The sequence below is a fragment of the Pedobacter sp. SYP-B3415 genome, from assembly GCF_004138205.1.
GTDB lineage: Bacteria > Bacteroidota > Bacteroidia > Sphingobacteriales > Sphingobacteriaceae > Pedobacter.
Map to the genome: position 1 here is coordinate 78,374 of NZ_RXNQ01000007.1, position 24,075 is coordinate 102,448.

Here is a 24,075-nt window from a genome sequence, read left to right on the forward strand (position 1 = left end):
AGACTATTGTAAGATATGAGATGTTAGATATGAGATATGAGACTGGGCGCAGAGCCCCTCAACGTTCTAATTGGCGCGGGGATTTTAGACGGTAGTCTCACATCTCAAGTCTCAAATCTCAAGACTAAAAAAAGCATATGCGTAAAGCAGTGATAGACATGGGTACCAATACCTTTCACTTATTGGTGGCTGATACGAGAGCATCGGGATATGAGGTGCTTTTTAAGACAAATGTTCCTGTGAAACTGGGGCAGGGTCGCATCAATGAAAACCTGCTTATTCCCGAGGCCATGCAGCGGGGCATCGACGCGCTCATAAATTTTGCAGCAATCATAAAAAGTTATGATGTGACCGAGGTCGTTGCTACGGCTACATCTGCAGTGCGCAGTGCTGAAAATGGGCGTGTTTTCGTTGCCAGGGCGAAGGCAGAAGCGGGGATAACGATACGCGTGCTTAGCGGAGATGAGGAAGCCGAGTTTATCTATCGCGGCGTACGCCTGGCCGGTGCGATCAGCGGCACGAGCCTGATCATGGATATTGGCGGGGGCAGTGTAGAGTTTATCCTGTGTACGCGGGAGCAGCTGATCTGGAAGAAAAGTTACGATCTTGGGGCTGCAAGGCTTATGCAACGGTTCTTTCATTCAGATCCTTTGTCGGCTGAGGAACGAGTGGCCATGCAGGCGCACTTTGTGCCACAACTGCATGAGCTGGTTGCCGTATGCCGGGAACATCGCCCGGAAACCCTCATCGGATCGGCGGGCGCTTTCGAGACCTTTGCACAACTACTTGCGGAAGAACAGGGGACTTCCTTAGACCTTGCAGAAATTGCAACCGCTGATATTGATATTCCGGCTTACCGCACACTCGCCGGGCGACTGCAGCAGGCCAGTCATGCCGAACGGGCCGGGATGAAAGGAATGATTCCGCTGCGGGTGGACATGATTGTCGTGGCGTCGCTGCTTACCGACTACGTACTTGAGCAGGTTAACCCCGGAAATCTCCGGCTTTCTACCTTTGATCTGAAGATGGGCGTTTTGTCGACCCTGTTACCAAACAACAGCCACAAGAACTGATTCGGCATTATAAGACAAATGCCCCGAACGTCCGGGGCATTTGTCTTATTCGAAGTATTCTTTCATCCTGTCGAAGAAACTTTTTTCATTTTTCCCCGGCTGTGGTTTGAAGTTGGGAGACTCGCGCAGTCTTTCCAGAATAATTTTTTCCTCACTGCTAAGCGCCTTGGGTGTCCAGATGTTGACGTGGATGATCTCATCGCCACGGTGGTACGAATTCACCTCGGGAAGTCCCTTGCCTTTCAGACGCAGCAATTTGCCGCTCTGTGTTCCGGGATCGATCTTGATCTTCGCCCGCCCGTCTATAGTAGGCACCTCGGCAGTGATGCCAAGCGCGGCATCAATAAAGTTCAGATGCAGGTCATAAACGATATTGTTTCCTTCACGTTTAAGCGTTTCATGCGGCAACTCTTCAATGAGAATAATCAGATCGCCGGGAATACCGCCGTTTGGTGCGGCATTTCCTTTTCCGCTCATGCTCAGCTGCATGCCATCACTCACGCCGGCAGGGATGTTGATGGTAATTGTTTCTTCACCGCGAACTACGCCATCGCCATGACAGACATTACACTTCGACGTGATTTGCTGGCCGCTACCGTTACAGGTAGGGCAGGTCGAGGTGGTTTGCATCTGACCAAGAATGGTGTTTGTTACCCGGCGTACCTGTCCGGCGCCGCCGCAGGTCTGGCAGGTGCTAACCGATGATTTATCTTTAGCGCCGGTGCCATCGCAGGTTTTACATGGTACCTGCTTGTTTACCTTTATTTTCTTCTCAGCGCCATGTGCAATTTCCTCAAGACTGAGTTTGACCTTTATTCGGAGGTTTGAACCTTTGGCAACACGCCGGCCGCCCTGACGTTGTCCGCCACCGCCGCCGCCAAAAAAGCTTTCAAACGGATTGTGGCCACCGAAGATATCACCGAACTGGCTGAAGATATCGTCCATGTTCATGCCGCCGCCGCCATAACCGCCGCCGGCCGCACTGCTGCCTACGCCGGCATGGCCATACTGGTCATAGCGTTGTTTCTTCTCAGGGTTGCTGAGCACCTCATAGGCCTCTGCCGCTTCCTTGAAGTTGTCTTCCGCAACTTTATCGCCCGGATTTTTATCAGGGTGGTATTTGATCGCCAGCTTGCGGTAGGCTTTTTTTATTTCTTCCGCTGATGCGCTGCGGCCAACGCCCAACACGTCGTAATAATCTCTTTTACTCATCTTATTCTACTGGTCAAATGGTACATCCGGTTACTTCATTCATCAGATGACCATTTAAATTTTTTATGCACCCACTACGACTTTTGCAAAGCGGATCACATTATCATTCAATGTATATCCTTTCTCTACTTCATCGATCACCTTACCCTTCAGCTCTGGCGAAGGCGCCGGAATGTTGGTAATGGCTTCATGAAAATCTGTATCAAAATCTTTGTTGATGCTTTCCATCTCTTTCAACCCCTTTTGAGACAATGCGGTCTTGAATTTCTGATGTACAAGCACAATACCGTCGCGAAGCGCTTTGATGTCCTCGCTGTTTTCGGTTGCTTTAAGCGCCCGGTCAAAGTCGTCGAGTACGGTTAGTAAGGAAACGATAACGTCTTTACCTGCTGTTTGCAAAAGTTCTACGCGTTCTTTTTGCGTACGGCGTTTGTAGTTGTCAAACTCTGCATACAGACGCAGATACTTGTCGTTCAATGCCGTATTTTCAAGCTTGAGCTTTTCTTCAGCCGATTGTTCTTCTGCCACCGGTGCCTGCTCTTCCTGGGCTTCTGCCACCTCGTTCTGGTCCTGCGTTTCTTTCAATGCTTCGTCTGTAGTCTCTTTATTCGTGTCCATCTCTCTTTCTTTAGCTTCTTGGTTTTTTTTCTTACCAAACATGATTATATGCGTTTGCTTCGGTTTCGGGGAACTTCAATTTTTTTGCCAGCAGCAAAAAGCCGACATGCTGTCAGTTTTTTGACCCAATTTGGCCAGGCCCTGGTATTTCTGGCTGGACCTCCTCGTCAAACCTGTCAGGTTCAGACCAGTTGTACGTTATCGGTGATCACCCCGCTTTCGCATTTGATGATGCGTGAGGGGAAAGTGCGGATGATATGGTAATCGTGCGTTGCCATCAGAACAGCTGTTCCGTTCTGGCTGATCTGCCTCAGCAAAATCACGATCTCCTCAGAGGTATCCGGATCAAGGTTTCCCGTGGGTTCGTCGGCCAGAATGATCTCGGGATCATTCAGGAGCGCGCGCGCAATAACCACACGCTGTTGCTCGCCGCCAGAGATTTCGTGCGGCATCTTTTTTATTTTCGACCGCAGGCCTACTTTATCAAGTACGTCTTTGATGCGTTCAGCAATCAGCGCCTTGTCTTTCCAGCCCGTAGCCTTCAGTACAAACTCCAGGTTTTTTTCAATGGTGCGATCGGTTAATAACTGGAAATCCTGGAATACAATGCCAAGTTTACGGCGCAGGTAAGGAACATCTTTTTCGGCGAGTGTCTTCAGATCAAAATCTGCTACCATGCCTTCGCCATTGCCGATGTGCAGGTCTCCGTAAATGATCTTCAGCAGGCTGCTTTTTCCTGAACCAGTCTGACCGATCAGAAAAGCAAATTCACCTTTATCAATGTGAAGGTTCACATTCGATAATACAAGGTGTTTCTGTTGGAAAATATCTACGTTCTTTAAATGAATTACTGCGTGTTCTGCCATGTTAAATCTCTAGTTTCTGAATCTGTCCGAAAGGAAGATCCCTGATCAGTTCCATGATGTAATCCTGTTTTTCTGCAAGTCCAAGTTTTTCCAGCGACTTGTCGGGCCTGTCGACCCGGAAGTATGCAAGTAACGTGAATTTCTCATCACGCAGCTGCACATAGTCCGGAATCTTTGCGATACCTTTTACTTTGATTACATACATTTTGCTCAAAAATAGGATTTTCAAAACGAATTTCCCGGGTAAAAGCATCAATATCTCCAGGCGCTACAACGAACCAAGAAAGGCCATCGTATCTATATTGTCGGCATAATCCCAGATCTTCGGTTGCTGGGTCTGCCCAAACGCAACAGTTACAACCCCGGGCAACAGTATGCCTGCTGCTACACACTGAATATCGTCCCTGCGTGCGTGAAGTTCGGCCAGGGCCTCATCAATATCCCGGTATTCACCGTAGTACAGCACAGCCAGCGGTGAGCTCATGCCCTCGTCTTCTTTTACGAGCAGAAAACCATTGTCCAGATGCTGAACCAGGTTAACAAGGAAAATGGATTTATTATAGTCGTAGTTGTTGTTGTATTTGAAGTGGTTGATGACAGGCTGATAGTGTTCAATTGCCCGGAAAAGCTGGCCAAAGTCATAACCGCCCGGTACCATTAACCTTGAAACATTGCGGCAGCCGAGACCGAAAAAGTCGAATATGTCATGGCCAAGTGCGCTCAGCTCAGCATCGGTTTCTTTTCCAGTAAGCAACGCGACGCTGTTCCGGTTCTTCCTGATGATATTTGGCACCCGGCCGAAATAATAATCAAAATACCGTGAAGAATTATTGCTTCCTGTTGCAATGACGGCGTCAAAGTTCTCAAGGCGCTCAACATAACGGATACGACCATCAAAGGCTGGCTCTGCATGTACAAGTTGTTGTATCGCATAGGGAAGCAGCAAGTCATCAGAAGAGGAAAGTTTTACCTGTGCGTGGTGACCGCTTGCCAGAACACACAGCAGGTCATGAAGGCCCACCATTGGGATGTTGCCTGCCAGGATAAGTCCGACCCGGCGGGGCTGTGCAGCAAGCTGCAGGTCTTTTGCCCAGATCCTGATGTCTTCCTCGTTCAGCATTGAAGCAAATCCCTCTGCGGCCCGGCTCACAGCAGCGGGCGTAAACCAGGGATTGCGGTTTTGCGCACGCCCTGCCAGGTCCATCCATCCGGCATCAGGCTGCCTGAAAAAATCGCCAAGTGCGATGAGCGCGGAAATGACTTTTTCGTGGGTTAGGGCAATCATTTTTCCTATTTATGTGTTATATTTGCAGGCGCAAAGGTAAACTTTAGTGCAAGATTAGAACGAAAACAATGGCAATTAAAATAACCGACGAATGTATCAACTGCGGGGCTTGCGAACCCGAATGTCCGAATAACGCCATTTACGATGCAGGCACGGCCTGGCGTTTTTCAGACGGTACCGCTTTAAATGGTATTATTGACTTTGGCGGACAAGAGGTTGACGCTGAAGCTGCGCGCGATGCCGTATCAGATGAAGTTTATTATATCGTTTCAGACAAATGCACCGAGTGTAAGGGTTTCCATGACGAGCCACAGTGTGCTGCTGTTTGTCCGGTAGACTGCTGTGTTGATGATGAAGACATCCGCGAAACCGAAGATGAACTGCTGGCCAAGAAAGCCTGGCTGCATCAGGAAGGATAGCCGTAAGATATACAGAAAAAGCCGGTTTGCATGCGCAGACCGGCTTTTTTTTATTGCATTGATTTTTTAAACATCACACTTATTTGGAACGATCAATACCGGGCATGCTGATTTTCTTGCCACATGTTCGGCCACACTGCCCATCAGGAAATGATAAATACCTGTCCGGCCATATGTGCCGATCACAATAAGATCCGCGCCCCATTCATCAGCCTGTTGAATAATGCCATGAGCGGGACTGTCTACAGTGCTCAGATAGGTGGTTTCTACGCCATCTGCATATCTGTGCTCAATCTCTTTAAGCAGAATGTGACTGTTTTCCTCACTGTTGTCGTATGTTTCAAGAAATACGGGAGCGAGGGTAAGATCGGGGTTCACGTTTGCAGCCACCGGTTCAATAATATTGACCAGGGCCGTTTCGGCGCCAAACCTGCGGGCCATTTCATAACCGGCCTTCGCCGCTTTTTCTGAGCACGTACTGTTATCTACTGCGATCAGGATTCTTTTAAATTCCATGACTCTTTTTTTAGATTTTACCTCGAATTTACAACAAAAGTTTCCCGCCTATTGTTCGCACATGCCAATTATTTGTAGCTTAGATGCTATACATGGAAACACAAAACCAAGGATTTGCTATTTGTATCGTTGCTGTTGCACCTCTCAGGGCAGAAGGATCGGACCGCTCAGAGATGGTGTCACAGGTCTTATTCGGTGAACATGTTGCAGTAATCGGGCAAACCGAAAAATGGTGGCTTGTTCGAAATGCATATGATCAGTATGAGGGTTGGATAGATTTCAGGCAACTTGCAGCAGTCTCTCAAGATACGTATACAGAACTTGAGAACGGCAGTCCGCTGGTACCCTTGCAGGCGGGCCTGAGTGTAAGCCATCCGCAGTGGGGCAGAACGTTTCTCAGTCCCGGCAGCCCGCTTCCGTTTTATGATAACGGAAAACTGGAATTTGGCGGCCATCATTTCACAGTAGACTTCCAACCACATACACCAGGCTTAAGCGACCTTGTAAAAACAGCCAGATTTTTTCAAAATACGCCCTATCTCTGGGGCGGAAGAAATATCTCAGGCATTGACTGTTCAGGCTTTTGCCAGGCGGTTTACCGGCTAAATGGCATCCGCCTGAGGCGCGATGCGTCGCAGCAGGCCGAGCACGGCTCGCTCGTTGCTTTTCTGGCCGAAGCCCGCGACGGCGATCTCGCATTTTTCGATAATGAACAGGGGCGAATTACACATGTAGGACTAATGATGGGGAATGATACGATCATTCATGCCTCCGGAAAAGTACGGATAGACCGTATAGACGACGAAGGAATTTTTAACGCCGAACTTGGCAAATATAGTCACAGGTTGAGAATTATAAAACGTCTTGTGGAATAGCGGAGAAGCCGGCATCATCTGAGAAACCGGAAATCTTATGCCTAAGCTCTCTTTCAATGTGTCTGCGCGCACCAGCCTGATTTATATTGTTTTTATCCTTTTATTGGTTATAGGAAGTGCCTCAGGCCAAAAATTATCTTCCAGTCTCACTTCGTCGAGCCTGACCCGCGTGTATAAACTTACTGATGCTGAAACGTTCCTCTTTGCTACAGGAAAAAGGTCATCATCGTTTTTTCATAACCAGGTTGACTCTTTTCAAATAAACAGGCCCTACCAAGCGAAATTATCGCCAGGGCATTACCTGTTTGTGACCGCCCGGCACAATAAGCTGGATTACCGGTTACATGCTGTTCAGAATCTCGATATTTTTTTCGTAAACCAGTCAGGCAAACCCGCTTTTATCCTGACCGACCCGCAGGGAAAGCCGGTCAGCCATGCTTTGGTCAGGATCGGGCAGCGCCGCACAGTTGGATTCGATGAGAAACAGCAATTGTATGTTGCCCGCCGTATGCTGAAACAAGCGGTAATCCAGGCTGAATATGAAGGTCAAAGCAACTTTTTTGTATTGGCGCAGGAGGAGCGTGATTATAGCCCCGGCTTTTTCAGAAAGATAATTTACGGTAAGCCGCTTCGCTATGTCTGGCAGCCGGTAAAAAACATCTTTAACGGACGACACCGGCGGAAAGTTAGATTCGAAGCCAGCAAGCCGGCCTTTACAGGGTACATGACATTCAGTAAGCCCAGGTATAAACCTGTTGACACGCTGCGCTGGAAGGCACTGGTTGTTACAACGAAGGGCAGATCGATTCAGGCAACAGCCGCCGAGCTTGTTCTGAAACGCCCAGGCGAAGCTGACCAGGTTGTTGATACAGTTCAGCCCGTAAGAGCCGGCAGTTATTCCGGACAGTTTCCCCTGGCTAAACTTAAATTGCAACTGGACCAGCAATATACACTGGAGCTACGAAAACCGGGCTCGGCCAGTGCGATGGTATCCAAATATTTTGCTTACGAAGATTACGAGCTTGGTTCGCTCCAGTTTGCTGTTCGTACTGACAAAACTGAACAGTCGCCTGGAAATCCTGCCGCCATCTATATGAAGGCTATAGATGATAACGGCCTGGCCGTACCCGACGGCCGCGTCGAGGTGGTCGTTACAAGCGGAGCAGTCAAGGTCTACGGCGCCAGCGAGGTCTTTGTGCGAGACACGCTCTGGAAAAAAAAAATCAATCTGGAACCCGTTGGCGAAACAAAGCTGGTCATTCCTGATAACGTATTTCCCCAGGCAGATCTAAGCTTCAGGGTTAGCTTCGAGTTCAGAAACAGCAATAATGAAAGCCGCCGGGAAGAACGTAACCTGACGTACAAATATGGTGCTGAACAGATTGTCGGTCGATTTGAACGAGATTCAATCGCTTTTTATTACTATAAACACGGAAAATCGCATCGTGCTCCCGCAGTTTTGTACCGTTCTCTGCCTGATGGCAGCTACGCAGACAGCCTGGCTGTTTCGCTGCCATACAAAAGCGGTTTTGACCCACGCTTCGCCGGGTTTGAAATAAAAGCCGGGAAATTATGGGCCGAAATTGATGTAGAAGATTTTGAACCTGATGTTTCTTTCGTAGCAACGCAAACAGCCGACTCCTTGCGTGTTCAGCTGAACAATCCACGGCAAATTCCGGTGTGGTACACCGTCTATAGCGGCAACGGTTCCCTATTTAAAGGTTACGCGCAGAAGCTGGACACGACTATTCGTTTTTCCGGCCGGAAAACTGTTCACGTTCGCGGCAGCTTTCGGTGGGGCGAGGATGAAAAGCATGTGGAGCAGATGACCCAGTATAACAAAAACCTTCTTGACGTAAAACTGGATGCACCGGAGGTAATCTTTCCGGGGCAGAGTGTTAATATGCGGGTTGCTGTCAGAGATGCAGCAAACCGCCCGGTCAGCCATGCTGACCTCACCGCACAGGCGTATACCACAAAATTTGATCAGCACACTGTTATTATGCCCTATTTCCGCGATCGGCGATATACGGCACTCAAAGCACGTTCGTTTTTCGAAGGTGAGAACATTGATCTGACCAGCGGGCAGCTGCCGCTTGAATGGCCGCGCTGGGCGAAAAGACTCGCTATTGATACCGTTGAATACTATAAGTTTATGTACCCCACTGCACGGTATGAACTTGCAGAACGCAGTGCTGACAGCACAACCAGCGTGCTGCCGTTCCTGGTTCGTAATGGGGCGATCGAGCCTGTCAGTATTGTATATGTGGATGGCGTACCTGTTTTTTTCTCGCAGTCCGATCAGTTTCAGCGTTATGCTTTTAAAATTGGTCCTGGCCGTCACCGCATTATCCTGCGCAGCAGTACTTTCGAAGCTGACTTTGTTACGGATATCAGGCCTGGCCACCGGCACGTGATCAGCATACTGGCCGATCCCTCAAATAAAGATGCGCGGGTTGTTGTGCAGCCCGCAAAGCTTCATCAGGCCGAGCAGTTCGAACTATCGAAATATATGCTTCGCGTAGACGATAATTTCGAATCTGAGAAAACGGTCATTAAAGACGACGACGGCAACAAAATGCTGTTAAGCATGCCCCGCCGGGATGAAAAAAATCTGCTCATCGGCCCCATAGCGGCAAATTACCTCACGTTTTCCAGACCCTCGCTCACTATGCCTTTTTTGAAAGAGGCGGGTTTCAGCTACACCTTTTCGCCGGGACTGATCAGACAAAAGTCGGCACCGCTGTTTGAGAATCCAGATTGGGTGCTCCGGCCGGATGCAGCCTGGGGAAATACAGATTACAGGCAGCATGTGCTTCAGCCGCAGGAACTGGACAGCATCTGGAACGATTACCTGGATTTGCGAAGCAGGACCACCCAGCTTTTTCCTGCCGGGAGCCGCAGTCCTTTAGAATCAACACCGCTGACCATTGAGCTCGACACTGCGTTGACGGCTGGCAGGCCTTTTCTGAAAACGGTCGTCGTTTACAAACATGATGAACCTGATTTCGTCCGGATCCTGCCGGGGATCAGCGGGCTCTCAGGCCGGTTTGCAGCGGGGCTGTACCGGGTGCTGTTTCTGCTGAAAGACAATAGTTATTACCTCGTTAAACGGGTTTTGGTTAAGGCCGGCGGCAGCAACTATTTTCTATTCAGCAAGCTGGACCTGCATAAGCCTGATCTGATGAGCCTTGGTATTGATTCGCTTCTGAAAATTCCGAATACAATCAGAAACGCTGCAGATAACGGCAATCGCACTCCTGTTCCCGTTCGTATCGCAGAGCAGTTTAATGATCAGCACTTTAATCGCGCAGATTTCCCTTTTCGCATAACGGGTGTGGTAACGGACGCGCTCAATCATGCAGCCCTGCCCGGGGTGGCTGTAAAGGTAAAAGGATTTTCTGCAGGTGTTTTGACGCGCATGGATGGCTCGTTTACAATTGCCGTACCCGAAAAAGGCAGACTGGTATTCAGTTCTCTGGGCTACGAATCAGAAGAGATTTCTATCAGACCCGGCAGCCATCTCGGGGTTGAGCTACGAGCGGCTCAGCTGGCGTTAGACGAGGTGGTTGTAGTAGGTTACGGCGCTCAATACAAGCGAAATCTCACATCGGCAGTTTCAACCTTGTCGGGGAAGCTTGCCGGGATTCAGATTCGCGGGTCAGCAGCACCGCATTCCAAAGAACCACTGTTGATTGTGGATGGTATTCCTTACAATGGAAAGGTTGCAGATATTGCCGCAGACGACATTGCAGACATGAGTGTTCTTCGGGATGCAGAAGCAACTGGCATATATGGGGCGATGGCTGCGAACGGCGTTGTCATCATCAAAACAAAACACAGTTCAATCATACTGCCGGCCGGGGGCGGGCCGGGGTCCGGACTTCGGCGCAACTTTTCGGACATGGGATTTTTCAAGCCTGATCTGCTCACGGACGGCGATGGCGTGGCCCGGTTCAAAGTGACATTTCCTGATGATATAACAAGCTGGAATACGCAGATAATGGCTATGACAGGCCGGCGGCAAACCGGGCAGCTCCAGACAACGATCCGCTCGTTCAAAGCGCTGAGTTCAAATTTTGTGTCACCACAGTTTGCGATAGCAGGAGACAGTATGCAGGTCATGGGCAAGGTGATGAATTACACGCCGAAAGAGGAAAGGGGGCTGCGTAAGTTTGCGGTAGGGGACAAGGAAGAACTGAGCGGAGAAATCCGCATAAAAAATGCACACCTGGACAGTATGATGGTGCTTATCGAGGGCACTGACAGCCTGCGGTTCCGGTATACGCTTGAACAGGCAAACGGCTATCTGGATGGCGAAGACCGAAAAATTCCGGTTTACGCCGCCGGCGTAACTGAAACAGCCGGCAACTTTGCCGCCCTGCAGTCTGATACCGTTGTAAACTGGTCATTTGATGCGAATAAAGGACCGGTAAGATGGCGTGCCGAAGCCTCCGTGTTTCCCGTCCTTCTCGCCGAAATGGAACGGATCAGGAACTATCCCTATTTTTGCAACGAACAACTGGCTTCAAAACTGAAATCCCTGCTGCTGGAAAAACAATTGCGCAAGCTGCTCGGCGAACCGTTTACTTTTGAACGGGACATCGAGAAGATCATCACACTTCTGGAAAAAAACAGGCTGAGGCAAGGCACATGGTCGTGGTGGCCAAACGGGGTTCATAGTATGTGGATCACCTTGCATGCGGCCGAAGCGTTTTTATTGGCTGAAGAACAGGGTTATAAAACAAAGCTTGACCGGAAATTACTTTTCAGCACGCTGACGGGCGAACTAACCAGGCTCCCTGCCGGCGAACGCATGCACCTCTTTGAGTTGCTTCATAAACTTGATCCGCACTATACGCTGAAGGACTGGCTGAAACGTGAAGAAAGTGCATTAAAGGGTCTGAAAGATGTTAGCACATCTGCAAGGCTCCGGCTGATGCGCTTTAAACAACTTGGCGGCGAACGCATTTCAGCTGAAAGCCTGCTGTCTGCGAAGAAAAATACGATGTTCGGCGGCATCTATTGGGGAAATGCCGGGCATCATTTTTTTGATAACAGTATACAAAACACACTCTTGGTTTACAAAATGCTGAAACTGCAGGGCGGCAGGGAGGCGGAACTCCAAAAGATCAGACAATACTTTCTTGAACAACGCCGCGACGGCGCCTGGCGAAACACATACGAGTCGGTTTTGATTCTCGAGACCATCCTGCCCGATCTGGTAGGCGCATCGGGCGCGAGAAAGCCCTCAAAGCTGGAGGTGAATGGTAAGTTATTTGGTGAATTTCCCGCCATGGGTACGGTGCTTCCGGCTGACCAGCTAAAGGTGGCGAAGACAGGGGGGCTTCCTGTTTACCTGACGGCCTATCAGCAGGCAATGAATCCCAGGCCGGCGCGTGTTGAGAAAGATTTCGAGGTAAGAACGGCGCTGTGTCAGAACGGGCTTCCTGTAAATCAGCTTAGGGCCGGAGAGGCAGCTACGCTGCGTGTAAGCGTCAGTGCGCGTGCCGATGCGGATTATGTTATGATTGAGGTTCCGGTGCCTGCCGGGTGCTCGTACATGGATAAGACCATTGACTATAGCAAAGAGACACACCGCGAATATTTCAAAGAGAAGACGGCCATATTTTGCAGCAAGCTCAAACAGGGCGATCATACTTTCGAGATCAGGATTATGCCGCGCTACCAGGGCCGGTATGTCTTAAATCCGGCGAAGGCCGAAATGATGTACTTCCCTGTTTTTTATGGCCGGGAAGGGATAAAAAGCGTGCGGATACAATAGGGACTGAGTGCCCGGTGGCTAGTTCCAGGTCCAGACCTGGACAAGTTTGTCATCGCCGGTTGAAAGCAGTGAATCTCCGTCGGGAGTCCATGATATTGTGTTTACAGAGTGGGTATGGCCGGAACCCGCTTTGTCAATGCTAAGAATCTTCAACAGCCTGAAATCGTCAGCGCTCCAAAGTTTGATGCTTTTATCCTGACTGCAGGTTGCGAAATAGGGGAGCGAGGGATGAAAGACGATGCCATATACGGCAAAGAGGTGTGCAGGGAGATTTGTCAGTTCCTCATAATTACCGGCAGACCATTTTTTTACCTGCGCATCGCGGGAACCCGACAGCAGCCATGTGCCGTCCGGGGCGTACCTGAGTGATGTAACCGGCCCCTGATGGCCGGCAATTTCTGCACGCAGGCTGTAGTCTGTCGTATCATAGATGCGAATAAGGTTGTCTTTGGAGCCCACAGCCAATTCCTGTCCGCCGGGCGACAGGGCCAGGCAACGCGCTGTGGCCGGGCTTACCTGCAGCTGATACAAATGCTGTAGACTATCTGCCGACCATACAGTCAATATGCCGTCTTCCCCACATGATACCAGTTCGTTTTTCTGCGGGATTCCCTGCAAGGCGAACACCGCTTTGTTATGCGCGGGCATTTGTGTTGTTCCGCCGGTTGAAAAATCGAATGCTTCGATCAGACCGCTTTTCTGGCCCGCAAATAATTTGTTTTCATACACATGAAGGGCATAAACGGAACTCGCTACCGGCATGAGTACCTTAGAAAAAGAAAGCGAGTCTGCAGCCCACTCAACCACGCCTTTGTCGTTCCCTGCCGTATAAAAAAAAGGCCGGGAGGAATCTGCCGCCAGGGCATAAACCGGGTTTTGGTGTCCCGGCAATGTTTTCTTCAGGTGAAGCATGCGCGTAGGTTATCGGTGTCTTTTTTCCAGGTTGAGGGCAACATCTTTCCAGCTGCGGCCTTTCTCGCGCAGCAGCACAGAAAGGTGAAACACCAGGTCTGAAGCCTCATTGATAAAATCCTCGTCGGTTTCAGCCAGGGCGGCAATTACCGTTTCAACACCTTCTTCGCCAACCTTTTGGGCAATTTTATTCAGGCCCTTGTTTCGCAGTTTGTTTACGTAAGAGCCTTCAGCAGGGTTGGTGTAGCGGTCTTCGATGATACGTTCCAGTTCAAAAACAAAGTTCTGATTATATGGAGTATCAAAACAGCTCCGGTTTCCGGTATGGCATGTCGGACCAATCGGATCGGCTTTGATCAGGATCGTATCCCGATCGCAGTCGAGATAGAGGTCTTTCAGCAGCAAAAAGTTTCCGCTGCTTTCGCCTTTAGTCCAAAGCCGGTTTTTCGAACGCGAAAAGAATGTTACCTTACCCTCGCTGATGGTTTGTTCGAGTGCCTCTCTGGTCATGTACCCAAGCATCAGCACTTCAAGGGTACTTGCATCCTGAACAACGGCAGGCAGCATGCCTTCGCCCTTGCTCCAATCTGCTTCAGCCGGTCCGGAAAATATATTCATTTTTATTGTATTATGCGATCAGGCTGCAGCCTGACCGGAATGTTATGTGCCTTAAGTTCTTTTTTTAGTTCAGGTATCAGAATCTCGCCATAATGGAAAACCGATGCAGCAAGGGCGGCATCTACGTTTGCATTTAAAAACACATCTGTAAAATCGGCCGTTTTTCCGGCGCCGCCTGATGCGATGATCGGAATATTGATGCTGTCGTTGATCTTTCGTAGCAGCGTACAATCGAAGCCCTGTTTGGTTCCATCGTGATCCATTGACGTTAGGAGAATCTCGCCCGCACCGCGTGTTTCAGCATCTTTGATCCAGGTTTCGGTCTCGATGGCTGTAACCAGTCGGCCGCCGTTCAGGTGAACGAGGTTTTTGCCTTCAATCTGCCGGGTATCGACAGCGAGAACCACGAACTGTACGCCGAAAGCCTCCGCGAGATCTTCAATGAGCTGCGGATTTCGTACTGCTGCCGAATTGATACTTACTTTATCGGCTCCGGCGCTGAGCAGCGCTTCTGCATCCGCAACAGAACTTATTCCGCCACCAATGGTGAAGGGAATGTTCAGCTGCCGGGCTACAGACTTCACCATCTCGATGGTGGTTTTGCGTTTCTCGTGTGTGGCTGTAATGTCGAGAAAGACCAGTTCATCAGCGCCCTGCTGTGCATACTGAGCGGCCAGTTCTACCGGGTCTCCGGCATCCCGCAGGTCGACAAAATTGATTCCTTTTACAGTACGCCCGTCTTTTACATCAAGGCAGGGGATAATTCTTTTACTGAGCATTAGAGCGATGTCATGGCCTTGAGATTCCAGGCTTTAATCTCTTCGATACTGATACGGTTTTCGTAGATCGCCTTACCGACAACACAGCTGCGAATGTTCAGCTTTGCCAGATCTTCGATGTCCTGCATGGAGCTGATTCCGCCGGAGGCGATCAGTTTGATAAAAGGGGAGTGGTTTAATAACTTTTCGTAAAGTTCTATGGCTGCGCCGCCCAGTTTTCCGTCCTTGTTAATATCCGTGCAAAGGAACCTGAAAAAGCCCAGTTGCAGACAGCGGTCAACATAATCCATCAGTTTGATGGGCGAGCTTTCCATCCACCCTGAATACTTGATCACTTCGTCAAGCACGTCGATGGCGATAACGATGCGGTTGGCATGGTCTTCTTTTTTGCCGACTTCCCGGCTCAGCTCTTCCAGAAACGAAGGGTTGGTGATAGCCTGCGTACCTACAATGACGCGCTGAATACCTGAGTCAAGCAGCTCTGTAACCTGATCGATGGTGCGGATACCGCCGCCATACTGAACGCGCATTTCTGTTTTTTTGATAATATCAAAAAGCGTTTTCTGGTTGCTAAAGTCGCCTTTGGCACCGTTCAGGTCAATGATATGGATAAAATCGGTTCCGTTTGACTGGTATTTCTCGATCATCTCTGCGATCGAAACATCGTATTCAGTTTTTTGGTTGTAATCACCTTCGCGCAGGCGAACGACCTTTCCGTCCAGGATATCGATGGCGGGAATTATGTACATTTTTCTAAGTTATGTTGCTGAAGTTTTTCAATAGTTGCTCGCCGGCAGCACCAGACTTTTCTGGGTGGAACTGCACGCCGTAAAAATTATCCCTGTTAATTGCCGCAGAGAACCGGTTTCCATAGGTTACCGAAGCGATGTCAAAAATAGGCTTATATTCAATAAAATACGAATGCACAAAATAGAATTGTGCAAATTCATCAACACCCTGAAACAGTAAATTGTTTTGGTGCTGAACGGTGTTCCAGCCCATGTGTGGTATTTTGATTCCCAGCTCTTTATCAAACAAACGGGTACGCAGCGGGATGATGTTCAGCAGATCGCTGTCGCCCTCTTCAGAATGCGCTGTAAGCAGTTGCATGCCAACGCATATGCCCAGTACGGGTTTGGTCAGCCTGCAGATCGGTTCAACAAGGCCTGTTGCCCGCAGTTTTTGCATGGCGGCTCCCGCGTGGCCTACGCCGGGTATAATAATGTGGCTGTAGCTTTCAAGTTCAGCCTCAGTATTTACCATGTCGAACTGCAGACCAAGTCTGTCCAGTGCGGCTGTAAGGGAAAAGATGTTTCCGGCGCCGTAGTTTATAATGCCTATCATATCAGATACGTTTATAACAATCCTTTTGTACTTGGTAAGACCATTTTTTCGGGATCACGTTTAATGGCCATTTTTATGGCTTTTGCGAATGCCTTAAATATCGCTTCGATTTTATGGTGCTCGTTTTCGCCTTCTGCTTTGATATTCAGGTTGCATTTTGCAGCATCGCTGAATGATTTGAAGAAGTGGAAGAACATCTCGGTGGGCATATCGCCGACTTTCTCCCGGCTGAACTTTGCATCCCAGACGATCCAGTTGCGGCCGCCGAAGTCAATCGCCGCCTGTGCCAGGCAATCATCCATGGGCAGGCAGAAACCGTAACGTTCAATGCCAAGTTTGTTGCCTAAGGCCCTGGCAAACGCTTCACCGAGCGCAATCCCGGTATCTTCGATTGTATGGTGTTCGTCGATATGCAGGTCGCCTTTTGTCTCCACGTGAAGATCAATGCCGCCATGACGGGCAATCTGGTCAAGCATGTGGTCAAAAAAGTGGAGGCCTGTTGAGACAGAAGCTTTACCGGTTCCGTCGAGGTCAAGCTTTACACTGATTTTCGTTTCATTCGTGTCGCGGGTGTGACTGATGCAGCGGCTGCCGGAGCGAAGAAAGGTATAGACCTCTGCCCAATCGGTGGTTTCAAGTGCGATGATGTCTTCGAGTGTTTCGTATTTATCAAGAAGTTCATGTTTACCCAGGTGATCGTTCTGACGCAGGTAAATAGCGCGGGCACCGAGATTTTTTGCCAGGATCACATCATTAAGCCTGTCGCCGATAACGAATGAGTTAGCCAGGTCGTATCCTTCTGCCAGATAATGTAACAATAGCCCTGTTTGCGGCTTACGTGTAGGGGCATTTTCATGCGCAAAAGTCCGGTCAATGATTACCTCCGTAAAGTCTACGCCTTCGCCTGAAAAGGTATCCAGGATAAAATTGTGCACCGGCCAGAAGTTTTCTTCGGGATGTGAGCTTGTTCCAAGGCCGTCCTGATTGGTAACCATAACGAGGTCAAAATCGAGTTCACGCGCAATTTTGCTCAGGTAATGCAGCGATTTCGGATAGAACTTCAGTTTTGCAAAACTGTCGATCTGCTCATCCTCCGGTTCGAGAATCAGCGTTCCATCACGGTCTATAAAGAGTATTTTTTTCATGCTGTTATTCAGTCTTGAGATTTGAGTCCTGAGATTTGAGACTACCGCCTAAAAATCCTGCGTCAATTTGGAAAGTCGAGGGGCTTTGCACCCAGTCATATCTAACATCTCATATCTAACATCTCATATCTAACAATAGTCTTGAGATTTGAGTCCTGAGATGTGAGACTACCGCCTAAAATCAACGCGCCAATTTGGAAAGTCGAGGGGCTTTGCACCCAGTCTCATATCTAACATCTCATATCTCACATCTCATATCTAACAATCAATAGTTTTTCAGCCGCTCCAGCAGCAGCTCATTTTCTTTTGGTGTGCCGACCGTTATCCGGAGGCAGCCTTCGCAGAGCGTTACCTTTGATCTGTCGCGCACAATGATGCCGTCGTCTACCAGCCGGTCGTAGATTCGTCCGGGATCGGTGACTTCTACCAGGATGAAGTTTGCATCAGAAGGGTAGACCTGCTTAACCAGCGGCAATGTTGTGAGCGCATCACTCAGCGCATTACGTTGCGCTACGGTTTGTTTAATCCAGTCATTCACCTGATCAACATTCTTAAGCGCCTCAAGAGCAAGATCCTGCGTGGCCTGGTTAATGTTGTATGGTGGCTTAATTTTGTTGAGCACATCAATGATCTGTGATGAGGCAAAGGCCATCCCTAAACGCAGCGCCGCCAGGCCCCAGGCTTTTGAGAAGGTTTGCAGAATCACCAGGTTAGCATATTCAGTCAATTCGCGGATAAAGGTATGCTGTCTTGAAAAGTTGATGTATGCCTCATCGATAACCACCAAGCCTTTGAAGTTCGTAAGCAGGGTCTCAATATCCTGCCTGTTAATTGAATTGCCGGTAGGGTTATTGGGTGAGCAAACGAAGATCAGTTTGGTATTTGCGTCGATTGATTCTGCGATGCCGTTCAGGTCAAGCTGAAAATCAGGTAACAAGCTTACTTTTCTGACTGCCACGTCATTTATATTCGCTGACACCTCGTACATACCATAGGTTGGAGGTACGAGAATAACGTTGTCTCTCCCCGGGTTACAAAAAGCACGGTAAAGCAGGTCTATGGCTTCATCAGATCCATTTCCAAGGAAAGTGTTTTCTATCGGGACTCCTTTAATGCGGCCTATCGCTTCTTTGAGGTCGAGTTGTAATGGATCGGGATAGCGGTTGTAGTCAGCCGGGAGGGGAGAGCCGAAGCTGTTTTCGTTGGCATCAAGAAATACCGATGCCTGCCCCTTAAACTCGTCTCGGGCGGTCGAGTAGGGACTGAGTTTCTGTATATTTTCTCTTACGAGGTCGTTGATATTCATTGTGTATGATATTAAGCGTTGTTATCTGCTTTCCTGAGCCGCTCCAGGCGGATATGAACGGCATTCCGATGCGCTTCCAGGCCTTCGGCTGATGCAAGTGTTTCGACTGTCGGACCAAGATTTTTGAGTCCGCCAGCGGTAATGTGCTGGAAGGTGATCTTCTTTAAAAAAGAATCAACAGATACGCCCGAGTACCCTCTGGCGAAACCACTTGTAGGCAGTGTATGGTTTGTACCCGACGCGTAGTCGCCAGCACTTTCGGGGGTCAGGTTGCCAAGAAACACCGACCCGGCATTGACTATCATGGGAATAACGCGTTCAAAACGATCTGTTGCCAATATCAAGTGCTCGGGCGCATAGTGATTGGAGAAGATCATGCCCTCCTCAAGACTTTCAACCAGTACCATATACGAGTTTGCCAATGCTTTGGCTGCAACGTCTTTTCTTGGCAACAAGGCAAGCTGTAACGACAACTGAATCTTTGTTTCTTCTAAAATCTGACTTGAAGTAGCAACCAGTATTGACTGGGAATCAGGGCCATGTTCGGCCTGTGCAAGGAGGTCAGAAGCAAGGTATGCCGAATTGGCAGTCTCGTCGGCGAGCACCAGAACCTCAGACGGTCCGGCGGGCATGTCGATTGCCACCCGATCCTGCACAAGCTGTTTGGCTGCGGTGACAAAGCGGTTGCCCGGACCGAAGATCTTGCTAACGGCAGGGATAGTTTCCGTTCCGTACGCCATCGCTGCAATGGCCTGAGCACCGCCGACCAGGTAAATTCGCTCTATGCCAAGTAACACCGCGCAATAGGCCAGGTAACAGTTCGTCTTACCGTCAGCCTGCGGCGGAGAACAAACCACGATTTCCTTGCAGCCCGCCAGTAAAGCCGGAATAACGAGCATCAGGAAAGTGCTGGGAAGCACGGCAGAACCTCCGGGAATATACAGGCCTACCGATTCAATAGGCCGGCTTTCCCGCCAGCAGGTCACACCGGGCATCGTCTCCGTTTTCCCTTCGACGTGCAGTTGTGAAGCATGGAAGGCGCGAATGTTGGCCGCCGCGGTATCGATTGCTGCGCGTGCCTCCTCCGGGATAGCGGCAGCTATATCAGCCAGCTCAGTGTGATCAAGAAACAGACTCTTAAGTTTTACGCCATCAAACCGCTCTGCAAGTTTATAAAGCAGGGCGTCGCCTTCATCGCTCACTCCCGTCAGGATTTCGCGAACAGTTTCTGCGACCTGCTCATCATCGTCAAGGCTGCGCGAACATAATGTCTTAATGTCTTGTTCAGATAAGTCCTTAAAATTATAGATTTTCAAGTTGTTAAGTTTAGTAGTTAACTTTAAGTTAAGTCCGCTTCAGGCGGATAACCGGATCTAAACAATAATTTTTTCGATCGGCATTACCAGGATGCCTTCTGCACCGGCAGCCTTCAGGCTGTTGATTTTATCCCAGAAATCTTCTTCCGCAATTACGGAGTGCACCGCCACCCAGTTCTCTTCAAAAAGCGGAACGATTGTCGGGCTTTTAACGCCGGGAAGTAATGCGACAACTTTATCGAGGTTATACTTTTCAACGTTCAGAACAACGTATTTATTGGACTTTGCTTTGAGGACAGAACGGATGCGCTGCAGCAGCTCGGCAACCTCCGGAGCATCCTGAACCGAGCGGTTCGCAATCAGCACAGCTTCTGAACGCATCACATCTGCAAAAGGCTTTAAGCCGTTACTTTTCAACGTGCCGCCCGTTGATACAATGTCGCAAATCGCATCGCTCAGACCCAAGCCCGGACCGATCTCAACCGAACCGCTGATTACACGGATCTGAGATTCGACACCTTTGGATTTCAAAAAGTTTTCCAGAATGACCGGGTAAGAGGTAGCGATCGCCTTACCGTTTAGCTGTTCGATACTGGTGTAGTTTTCTGTAGCAGGTACGGCAATTTTCAGGGTGCATTTACCAAAGCCGAGTTTCTGGAGATAATGGACATCGGCACCTGTCTCTTCGATTACATTTTCGCCAACGATGCCGAGATCGGCAATGCCGTCCTGTACGTATTCAGGAATATCATCATCGCGCAGGAAAAGGATTTCAAGCGGAAAATTGGTAACTGTAGAAATAAGGGAGCTTTTGTAGTTTTCGAATGAAAGACCGCAGGTTTTAAGGATCTCTACCGATTTTTCATTGAGTCTGCCAGATTTTTGGATGGCAATTTTAAGTGTCTTCACTAAATATTGATTATGGATTGAAACAAGAAAATATTCTGATAAACCGTTTTGAAGTACAAAACATACACATTACATCGCCTGGCGGCGATGGTGGAAATGCAAATGGTGTTTCAAAATAAGGTTCATCTAATGTTCCTGCTATCTCTATCAATAATAAGTAGGTGGCGGCAAATATAGCCAAACACGGCCAAAATCAAAAAAATATGGCATTTTATTTGAGTAATCGCCGCGGGGAGGTCAGGAGCGGCCTCCGGTCACTTATCTTTGTCTGTTTTGAATAGAAATTTACGCTTAATCATTCCCCTTGTCTTGTGTCTCAGTGCCTGTAACTGGTTTAAGCCAGTGCCTGAAGTTGGCGTGGTCCTTGCCGAACACCTTGATAATAAACTGTACAAAAAATTTGATACGGCTGCCTACATTCCCGTATTCAGGCGGATCGCTGACAGTCTGGCTACACACTTTTCCAACCCGAAAACGATCGCCGAAGTTTATGCATCGCAAGGGTATGAACCGCATCTTGTACAATCGTTTTTTGCTGACGGTGGACTGGATTCCCTTCGGGATTACATCAAACGGGCGGATACACACGGACTTGATCCAAAAATTTTTCGCCTGCAGCAGATCGACAAGCTCCTGTCGCAGTTAAATGCCAACCGTTTTACATCTATTGACGAGGTATACCCTGTTGTGGCTGCCCTTGAACTGAACGTGGCGGAAGGACTACTTAAATACAGTAATTTCCTGAAATATGGTGCGGTCAACCCGCGCAAACTGCTAAACAGATTTTATATCAAGATCGGAAGGCCCGACAGTGCCTTTATGCAAAAGGTGCTTCAGACCGATAATCTTCTTGCAACACTTGAGTCGGTTCAGCCCGCTGGCGAACAGTACAGGCAAATGCAGGCAGCCCTGGCGGCGTACCGGAGATCGGGCGCAGATGCGAATACGCTGCAGGTCATGAAAGTTAATCTGGAAAGATTACGCTGGCAGCTGCCAAAAAACGAAGACGAAGAAATGGTCGTGGTCAATATTCCTGATTTTTCACTTACCTGGTTTGATAAAACAGATACCCTGGCATTTATGAAGGTCTGTGTGGGTGGCCGGCGCGAACGGGCGTATGAAGAAAAAATCAAGCGATACCTGAAGAGCGGCAGCCTTGACGACAAGCCTAAAAATCATGAGACGCCTTTGCTTGTAAGCCGCATCAACTCGATACAGGCCAACCCGATCTGGAATATTCCTGTCAGCATTGCGCAAAGCGAGATTTATTACCAGGCGCTGAAAGATCCGTATTACCTCTCGAACAGCAATATCAAAGTGTACAGGAAGGGAGTGGAAATTGGCGAGCCCGATACCATTCAATGGAGCAAATACCCACGGAATAAACTGCCCTATCAGTTTAAGCAGGGTTCGGGCGAAGGGAACGCGCTTGGGAAATTTAAGTTCATATTTAACAACGGGTCGAGCATTTACCTGCATGATACGAATAATAAATATGGCTTTAAACTGCGTAACCGCGCCATTAGCCACGGCTGTGTACGTATTGAAAAACCGCTTGAGTTTGCTGAATTGCTTGTGAGGAACAAGTCGCAATATGATCTCCTCCGAATGGAGGTTGATCTGCCGCCGCTCGATACCAACAAGATGCCGCTATTCCGTAAAAAGCAGGAAAGAAAGCGGGATACAGCCAACACTTACCAGCTCAGGCCAAAATGGTTTGGTACAAAAAAACCGGTCTATCTGCTGATTAATTATCAGACCGCATGGCCTCAGAATGGAAAGGTAGAGTTCCGTCCGGATGTTTATGGCCATGATGAAATTCTTTGGCGATCATTGAAGAAATACGCTGCGGGGTAGGAATGACTCCGTCGAGCCATGAACCAGGAATAATGACAAGACCCGGACTTTCAGTGTGACCAAAGAAGAAAGAATAAGGAGGAAAGACCGCGTCGTAAACCCGCTCATACGAATCCCCGCACGGGTCATTCAGCGCGCAGCGAAGAGTCCCAGTTACATCCTTCCGACCTCTGCTCTGTGTGGATCAACGGAAGGCAGGAACCATGAACCATGAGTCATTGTTGTCCGGTAAAAATTGGCTTAATGAAATAAGATCCTTCTGAACAGTCTCAAAACAGTATTTGCCTGAGTCTTCTGATCAAGCCCCCCTGTATTCTATGTCTGCGGGTTTTACGTACAGGCGGCGGTTTTGATGACGGTTTTGCCTGATTATTGCCACTGATAGGTGCGAACCGGCTTGTATCTTCTCGCCGCAGAAAAGTATTAAAAGTCTTGCACTGTTCCAAGGAGGTCGGGAGGAACCAAGGAGGGGAACTCTTTGGGAATAAGGAGCAATGAATCATGAACCAAGACCATGGCGCATAACCACTCATAACGCCGTTTTGCGTCTAAGGCTGAGAACAGCCGGGCCTTTTCCCGCCGCCGTCGGACTTTTGATGCTTTTATGCAAGAAGAGATACACAGCCGGAGCGGTTTGTTCGTCTCTTTTGTGTGGTTTTCAAAGGTACGAACGCTTTCGGCTATGCCTCAGGTTGCTTCTTTTTCGCCAAAAAGAAGGAACCCCCGCGGCGGTGAGCGGTCCGATACCACAGTTTCACGTTAGTTGGCAACCAAAGAACTATAGGCTTTCGCAAAACTTTCTCCGGACAACAGTGAATCATGAGTCAGGACCAGGTAGCCCAATCCCATATTTTGCCAAGCGCCACCGGAGTTTCCCCATGCCGTCATCCCGAAGCGCGTTTGCGTCATACCGTTTTTGCTGAAACGCAACGGCGGGGGATCTCCTGCGAAGAGGTAGCGGCGACCGTTAGGCAGGAGGGCAGGAGGACCAAAGAAAAAGGACCAGGACGAAAGACCGCGGCGCAGAAACCGAATGAGACCAAAGAAAATGGAGCCAGGACGAAAGACCGCGGCGCACACCCCTCCATCGCCACAACCGGCTGAGGGTTTTTGCACCCTGTCTAAATACGAACGCCTATATACGACTGCAGGTCTCAGGACTCAAATCTCACATCTCAAATCTCGATTGCTTTCAATCCATGTTTCGCGAATGCGCCATTAACCCCGAAAAATCATATCT

General features: G+C 49.0%; 21 protein-coding genes. 6 read left to right on the forward strand and 15 right to left on the reverse strand.

Going from position 1 to position 24,075, the window contains the following annotated elements:
* Positions 1-137 precede the first annotated feature (137 nt).
* Positions 138-1,073 carry an exopolyphosphatase gene (locus EJV45_RS04750; protein WP_129714516.1) on the forward strand — a complete coding sequence of 312 codons (936 nt, stop codon included), beginning with the start codon at positions 138-140 and terminating at the stop codon, positions 1,071-1,073.
* A gap of 45 nt (positions 1,074-1,118) precedes the next feature.
* On the opposite strand, the gene dnaJ is transcribed toward EJV45_RS04750, so the two are convergent.
* The 5 genes from dnaJ to EJV45_RS04775 form a co-directional block, all read right to left on the reverse strand.
* Complete coding sequence (dnaJ, locus tag EJV45_RS04755; protein WP_129714517.1) at positions 1,119-2,285, reverse strand: molecular chaperone DnaJ; 1,167 nt, start codon at positions 2,283-2,285, stop codon at positions 1,119-1,121.
* Positions 2,286-2,348: 63 nt separating this feature from the next.
* Positions 2,349-2,903, reverse strand: a complete 555-nt coding sequence (locus tag EJV45_RS04760) for a nucleotide exchange factor GrpE (RefSeq protein ID WP_240755198.1) — start codon at positions 2,901-2,903, stop codon at positions 2,349-2,351.
* Positions 2,904-3,085: 182 nt separating this feature from the next.
* Positions 3,086-3,769 carry a cell division ATP-binding protein FtsE gene (locus tag EJV45_RS04765; RefSeq protein ID WP_129714519.1) on the reverse strand — a complete coding sequence of 228 codons (684 nt, stop codon included), beginning with the start codon at positions 3,767-3,769 and terminating at the stop codon, positions 3,086-3,088.
* Between the two features lies 1 nt (position 3,770).
* A complete protein-coding gene (locus EJV45_RS04770) occupies positions 3,771-3,974 on the reverse strand; it encodes a fructose-6-phosphate aldolase (RefSeq protein ID WP_129714520.1) in 204 nt (67 codons plus the stop codon).
* Positions 3,975-4,037: 63 nt separating this feature from the next.
* Positions 4,038-5,054, reverse strand: a complete 1,017-nt coding sequence (locus EJV45_RS04775) for an acyl-CoA reductase (RefSeq protein ID WP_129714521.1) — start codon at positions 5,052-5,054, stop codon at positions 4,038-4,040.
* Between the two features lie 68 nt (positions 5,055-5,122).
* Between EJV45_RS04775 and EJV45_RS04780 the strand changes: the two genes are divergently transcribed.
* On the forward strand, positions 5,123-5,473 hold the full coding sequence (locus EJV45_RS04780; RefSeq protein WP_129714522.1) for a 4Fe-4S dicluster domain-containing protein: 351 nt from the start codon (positions 5,123-5,125) through the stop codon (positions 5,471-5,473).
* A gap of 66 nt (positions 5,474-5,539) precedes the next feature.
* Here the strand turns inward: EJV45_RS04780 and EJV45_RS04785 are convergent, their stop codons facing one another.
* A complete protein-coding gene (locus tag EJV45_RS04785) occupies positions 5,540-5,989 on the reverse strand; it encodes a universal stress protein (protein WP_129714523.1) in 450 nt (149 codons plus the stop codon).
* A gap of 92 nt (positions 5,990-6,081) precedes the next feature.
* Between EJV45_RS04785 and EJV45_RS04790 the strand changes: the two genes are divergently transcribed.
* Both EJV45_RS04790 and EJV45_RS04795 read left to right on the forward strand, forming a co-directional pair.
* Positions 6,082-6,864, forward strand: a complete 783-nt coding sequence (locus EJV45_RS04790) for a C40 family peptidase (RefSeq protein ID WP_129714524.1) — start codon at positions 6,082-6,084, stop codon at positions 6,862-6,864.
* A gap of 37 nt (positions 6,865-6,901) precedes the next feature.
* Positions 6,902-12,649, forward strand: coding sequence for a carboxypeptidase-like regulatory domain-containing protein (locus EJV45_RS04795; protein WP_129714525.1), 5,748 nt, complete (start codon positions 6,902-6,904; stop codon positions 12,647-12,649).
* A gap of 18 nt (positions 12,650-12,667) precedes the next feature.
* Here EJV45_RS04795 and EJV45_RS04800 read toward each other — a convergent pair whose 3' ends face one another.
* The 9 genes from EJV45_RS04800 to hisG form a co-directional block, all read right to left on the reverse strand.
* Positions 12,668-13,561 carry a WD40 repeat domain-containing protein gene (locus EJV45_RS04800; protein WP_129714526.1) on the reverse strand — a complete coding sequence of 298 codons (894 nt, stop codon included), beginning with the start codon at positions 13,559-13,561 and terminating at the stop codon, positions 12,668-12,670.
* 9 nt (positions 13,562-13,570) lie between these two features.
* Positions 13,571-14,179 (reverse strand): bifunctional phosphoribosyl-AMP cyclohydrolase/phosphoribosyl-ATP diphosphatase HisIE, encoded by a 609-nt coding sequence (hisIE, locus tag EJV45_RS04805; protein ID WP_129714527.1) that lies wholly within the window; start codon positions 14,177-14,179, stop codon positions 13,571-13,573.
* Positions 14,180-14,181: 2 nt separating this feature from the next.
* A complete protein-coding gene (gene hisF / locus EJV45_RS04810; protein WP_129714528.1) occupies positions 14,182-14,958 on the reverse strand; it encodes an imidazole glycerol phosphate synthase subunit HisF in 777 nt (258 codons plus the stop codon).
* Positions 14,958-15,707 carry a 1-(5-phosphoribosyl)-5-[(5-phosphoribosylamino)methylideneamino]imidazole-4-carboxamide isomerase gene (hisA, locus tag EJV45_RS04815; protein ID WP_129714529.1) on the reverse strand — a complete coding sequence of 250 codons (750 nt, stop codon included), beginning with the start codon at positions 15,705-15,707 and terminating at the stop codon, positions 14,958-14,960. The genes hisF and hisA overlap by 1 nt, the downstream gene beginning before the upstream one ends.
* 4 nt (positions 15,708-15,711) lie before the next feature.
* Positions 15,712-16,302 (reverse strand): imidazole glycerol phosphate synthase subunit HisH, encoded by a 591-nt coding sequence (hisH, locus tag EJV45_RS04820; protein ID WP_129714530.1) that lies wholly within the window; start codon positions 16,300-16,302, stop codon positions 15,712-15,714.
* Between the two features lie 11 nt (positions 16,303-16,313).
* Positions 16,314-17,447, reverse strand: a complete 1,134-nt coding sequence (gene hisB, locus EJV45_RS04825; RefSeq protein WP_129714531.1) for a bifunctional histidinol-phosphatase/imidazoleglycerol-phosphate dehydratase HisB — start codon at positions 17,445-17,447, stop codon at positions 16,314-16,316.
* Between the two features lie 265 nt (positions 17,448-17,712).
* On the reverse strand, positions 17,713-18,753 hold the full coding sequence (gene hisC / locus EJV45_RS04830) for a histidinol-phosphate transaminase (RefSeq protein WP_129714532.1): 1,041 nt from the start codon (positions 18,751-18,753) through the stop codon (positions 17,713-17,715).
* Positions 18,754-18,764: 11 nt separating this feature from the next.
* Positions 18,765-20,069, reverse strand: coding sequence for a histidinol dehydrogenase (gene hisD / locus EJV45_RS04835; RefSeq protein ID WP_129714533.1), 1,305 nt, complete (start codon positions 20,067-20,069; stop codon positions 18,765-18,767).
* 57 nt (positions 20,070-20,126) lie between these two features.
* Positions 20,127-20,978: an ATP phosphoribosyltransferase gene (gene hisG, locus EJV45_RS04840; protein WP_129714534.1), complete on the reverse strand. Its 852-nt coding sequence runs from the start codon at positions 20,976-20,978 to the stop codon at positions 20,127-20,129.
* A 273-nt stretch (positions 20,979-21,251) separates the two neighbouring features.
* On the opposite strand from hisG, the gene EJV45_RS04845 reads away from it, so the two are divergent.
* Both EJV45_RS04845 and EJV45_RS04850 read left to right on the forward strand, forming a co-directional pair.
* On the forward strand, positions 21,252-22,835 hold the full coding sequence (locus EJV45_RS04845; protein WP_129714535.1) for a L,D-transpeptidase family protein: 1,584 nt from the start codon (positions 21,252-21,254) through the stop codon (positions 22,833-22,835).
* An 819-nt stretch (positions 22,836-23,654) separates the two neighbouring features.
* Positions 23,655-23,939, forward strand: a complete 285-nt coding sequence (locus tag EJV45_RS04850; RefSeq protein WP_129714536.1) for a hypothetical protein — start codon at positions 23,655-23,657, stop codon at positions 23,937-23,939.
* Positions 23,940-24,075: the final 136 nt, after the last annotated feature.

What these genes read in the sequence shown, in the direction of transcription:
- EJV45_RS04750 (WP_129714516.1), top strand. Translation starts at nt 138, where the DNA reads ATGCGTAAAGCAGTGATAGACATGGGTACCAATACCTTTCACTTATTG.
- dnaJ (WP_129714517.1), bottom strand. Translation starts at nt 2,285, where the DNA reads ATGAGTAAAAGAGATTATTACGACGTGTTGGGCGTTGGCCGCAGCGCA.
- EJV45_RS04760 (WP_240755198.1), bottom strand. Translation starts at nt 2,903, where the DNA reads ATGGACACGAATAAAGAGACTACAGACGAAGCATTGAAAGAAACGCAG.
- EJV45_RS04765 (WP_129714519.1), bottom strand. Translation starts at nt 3,769, where the DNA reads ATGGCAGAACACGCAGTAATTCATTTAAAGAACGTAGATATTTTCCAA.
- EJV45_RS04770 (WP_129714520.1), bottom strand. Translation starts at nt 3,974, where the DNA reads ATGTATGTAATCAAAGTAAAAGGTATCGCAAAGATTCCGGACTATGTG.
- EJV45_RS04775 (WP_129714521.1), bottom strand. Translation starts at nt 5,054, where the DNA reads ATGATTGCCCTAACCCACGAAAAAGTCATTTCCGCGCTCATCGCACTT.
- EJV45_RS04780 (WP_129714522.1), top strand. Translation starts at nt 5,123, where the DNA reads ATGGCAATTAAAATAACCGACGAATGTATCAACTGCGGGGCTTGCGAA.
- EJV45_RS04785 (WP_129714523.1), bottom strand. Translation starts at nt 5,989, where the DNA reads ATGGAATTTAAAAGAATCCTGATCGCAGTAGATAACAGTACGTGCTCA.
- EJV45_RS04790 (WP_129714524.1), top strand. Translation starts at nt 6,082, where the DNA reads ATGGAAACACAAAACCAAGGATTTGCTATTTGTATCGTTGCTGTTGCA.
- EJV45_RS04795 (WP_129714525.1), top strand. Translation starts at nt 6,902, where the DNA reads ATGCCTAAGCTCTCTTTCAATGTGTCTGCGCGCACCAGCCTGATTTAT.
- EJV45_RS04800 (WP_129714526.1), bottom strand. Translation starts at nt 13,561, where the DNA reads ATGCTTCACCTGAAGAAAACATTGCCGGGACACCAAAACCCGGTTTAT.
- hisIE (WP_129714527.1), bottom strand. Translation starts at nt 14,179, where the DNA reads ATGAATATATTTTCCGGACCGGCTGAAGCAGATTGGAGCAAGGGCGAA.
- hisF (WP_129714528.1), bottom strand. Translation starts at nt 14,958, where the DNA reads ATGCTCAGTAAAAGAATTATCCCCTGCCTTGATGTAAAAGACGGGCGT.
- hisA (WP_129714529.1), bottom strand. Translation starts at nt 15,707, where the DNA reads ATGTACATAATTCCCGCCATCGATATCCTGGACGGAAAGGTCGTTCGC.
- hisH (WP_129714530.1), bottom strand. Translation starts at nt 16,302, where the DNA reads ATGATAGGCATTATAAACTACGGCGCCGGAAACATCTTTTCCCTTACA.
- hisB (WP_129714531.1), bottom strand. Translation starts at nt 17,447, where the DNA reads ATGAAAAAAATACTCTTTATAGACCGTGATGGAACGCTGATTCTCGAA.
- hisC (WP_129714532.1), bottom strand. Translation starts at nt 18,753, where the DNA reads ATGAATATCAACGACCTCGTAAGAGAAAATATACAGAAACTCAGTCCC.
- EJV45_RS04850 (WP_129714536.1), top strand. Translation starts at nt 23,655, where the DNA reads ATGAGTCAGGACCAGGTAGCCCAATCCCATATTTTGCCAAGCGCCACC.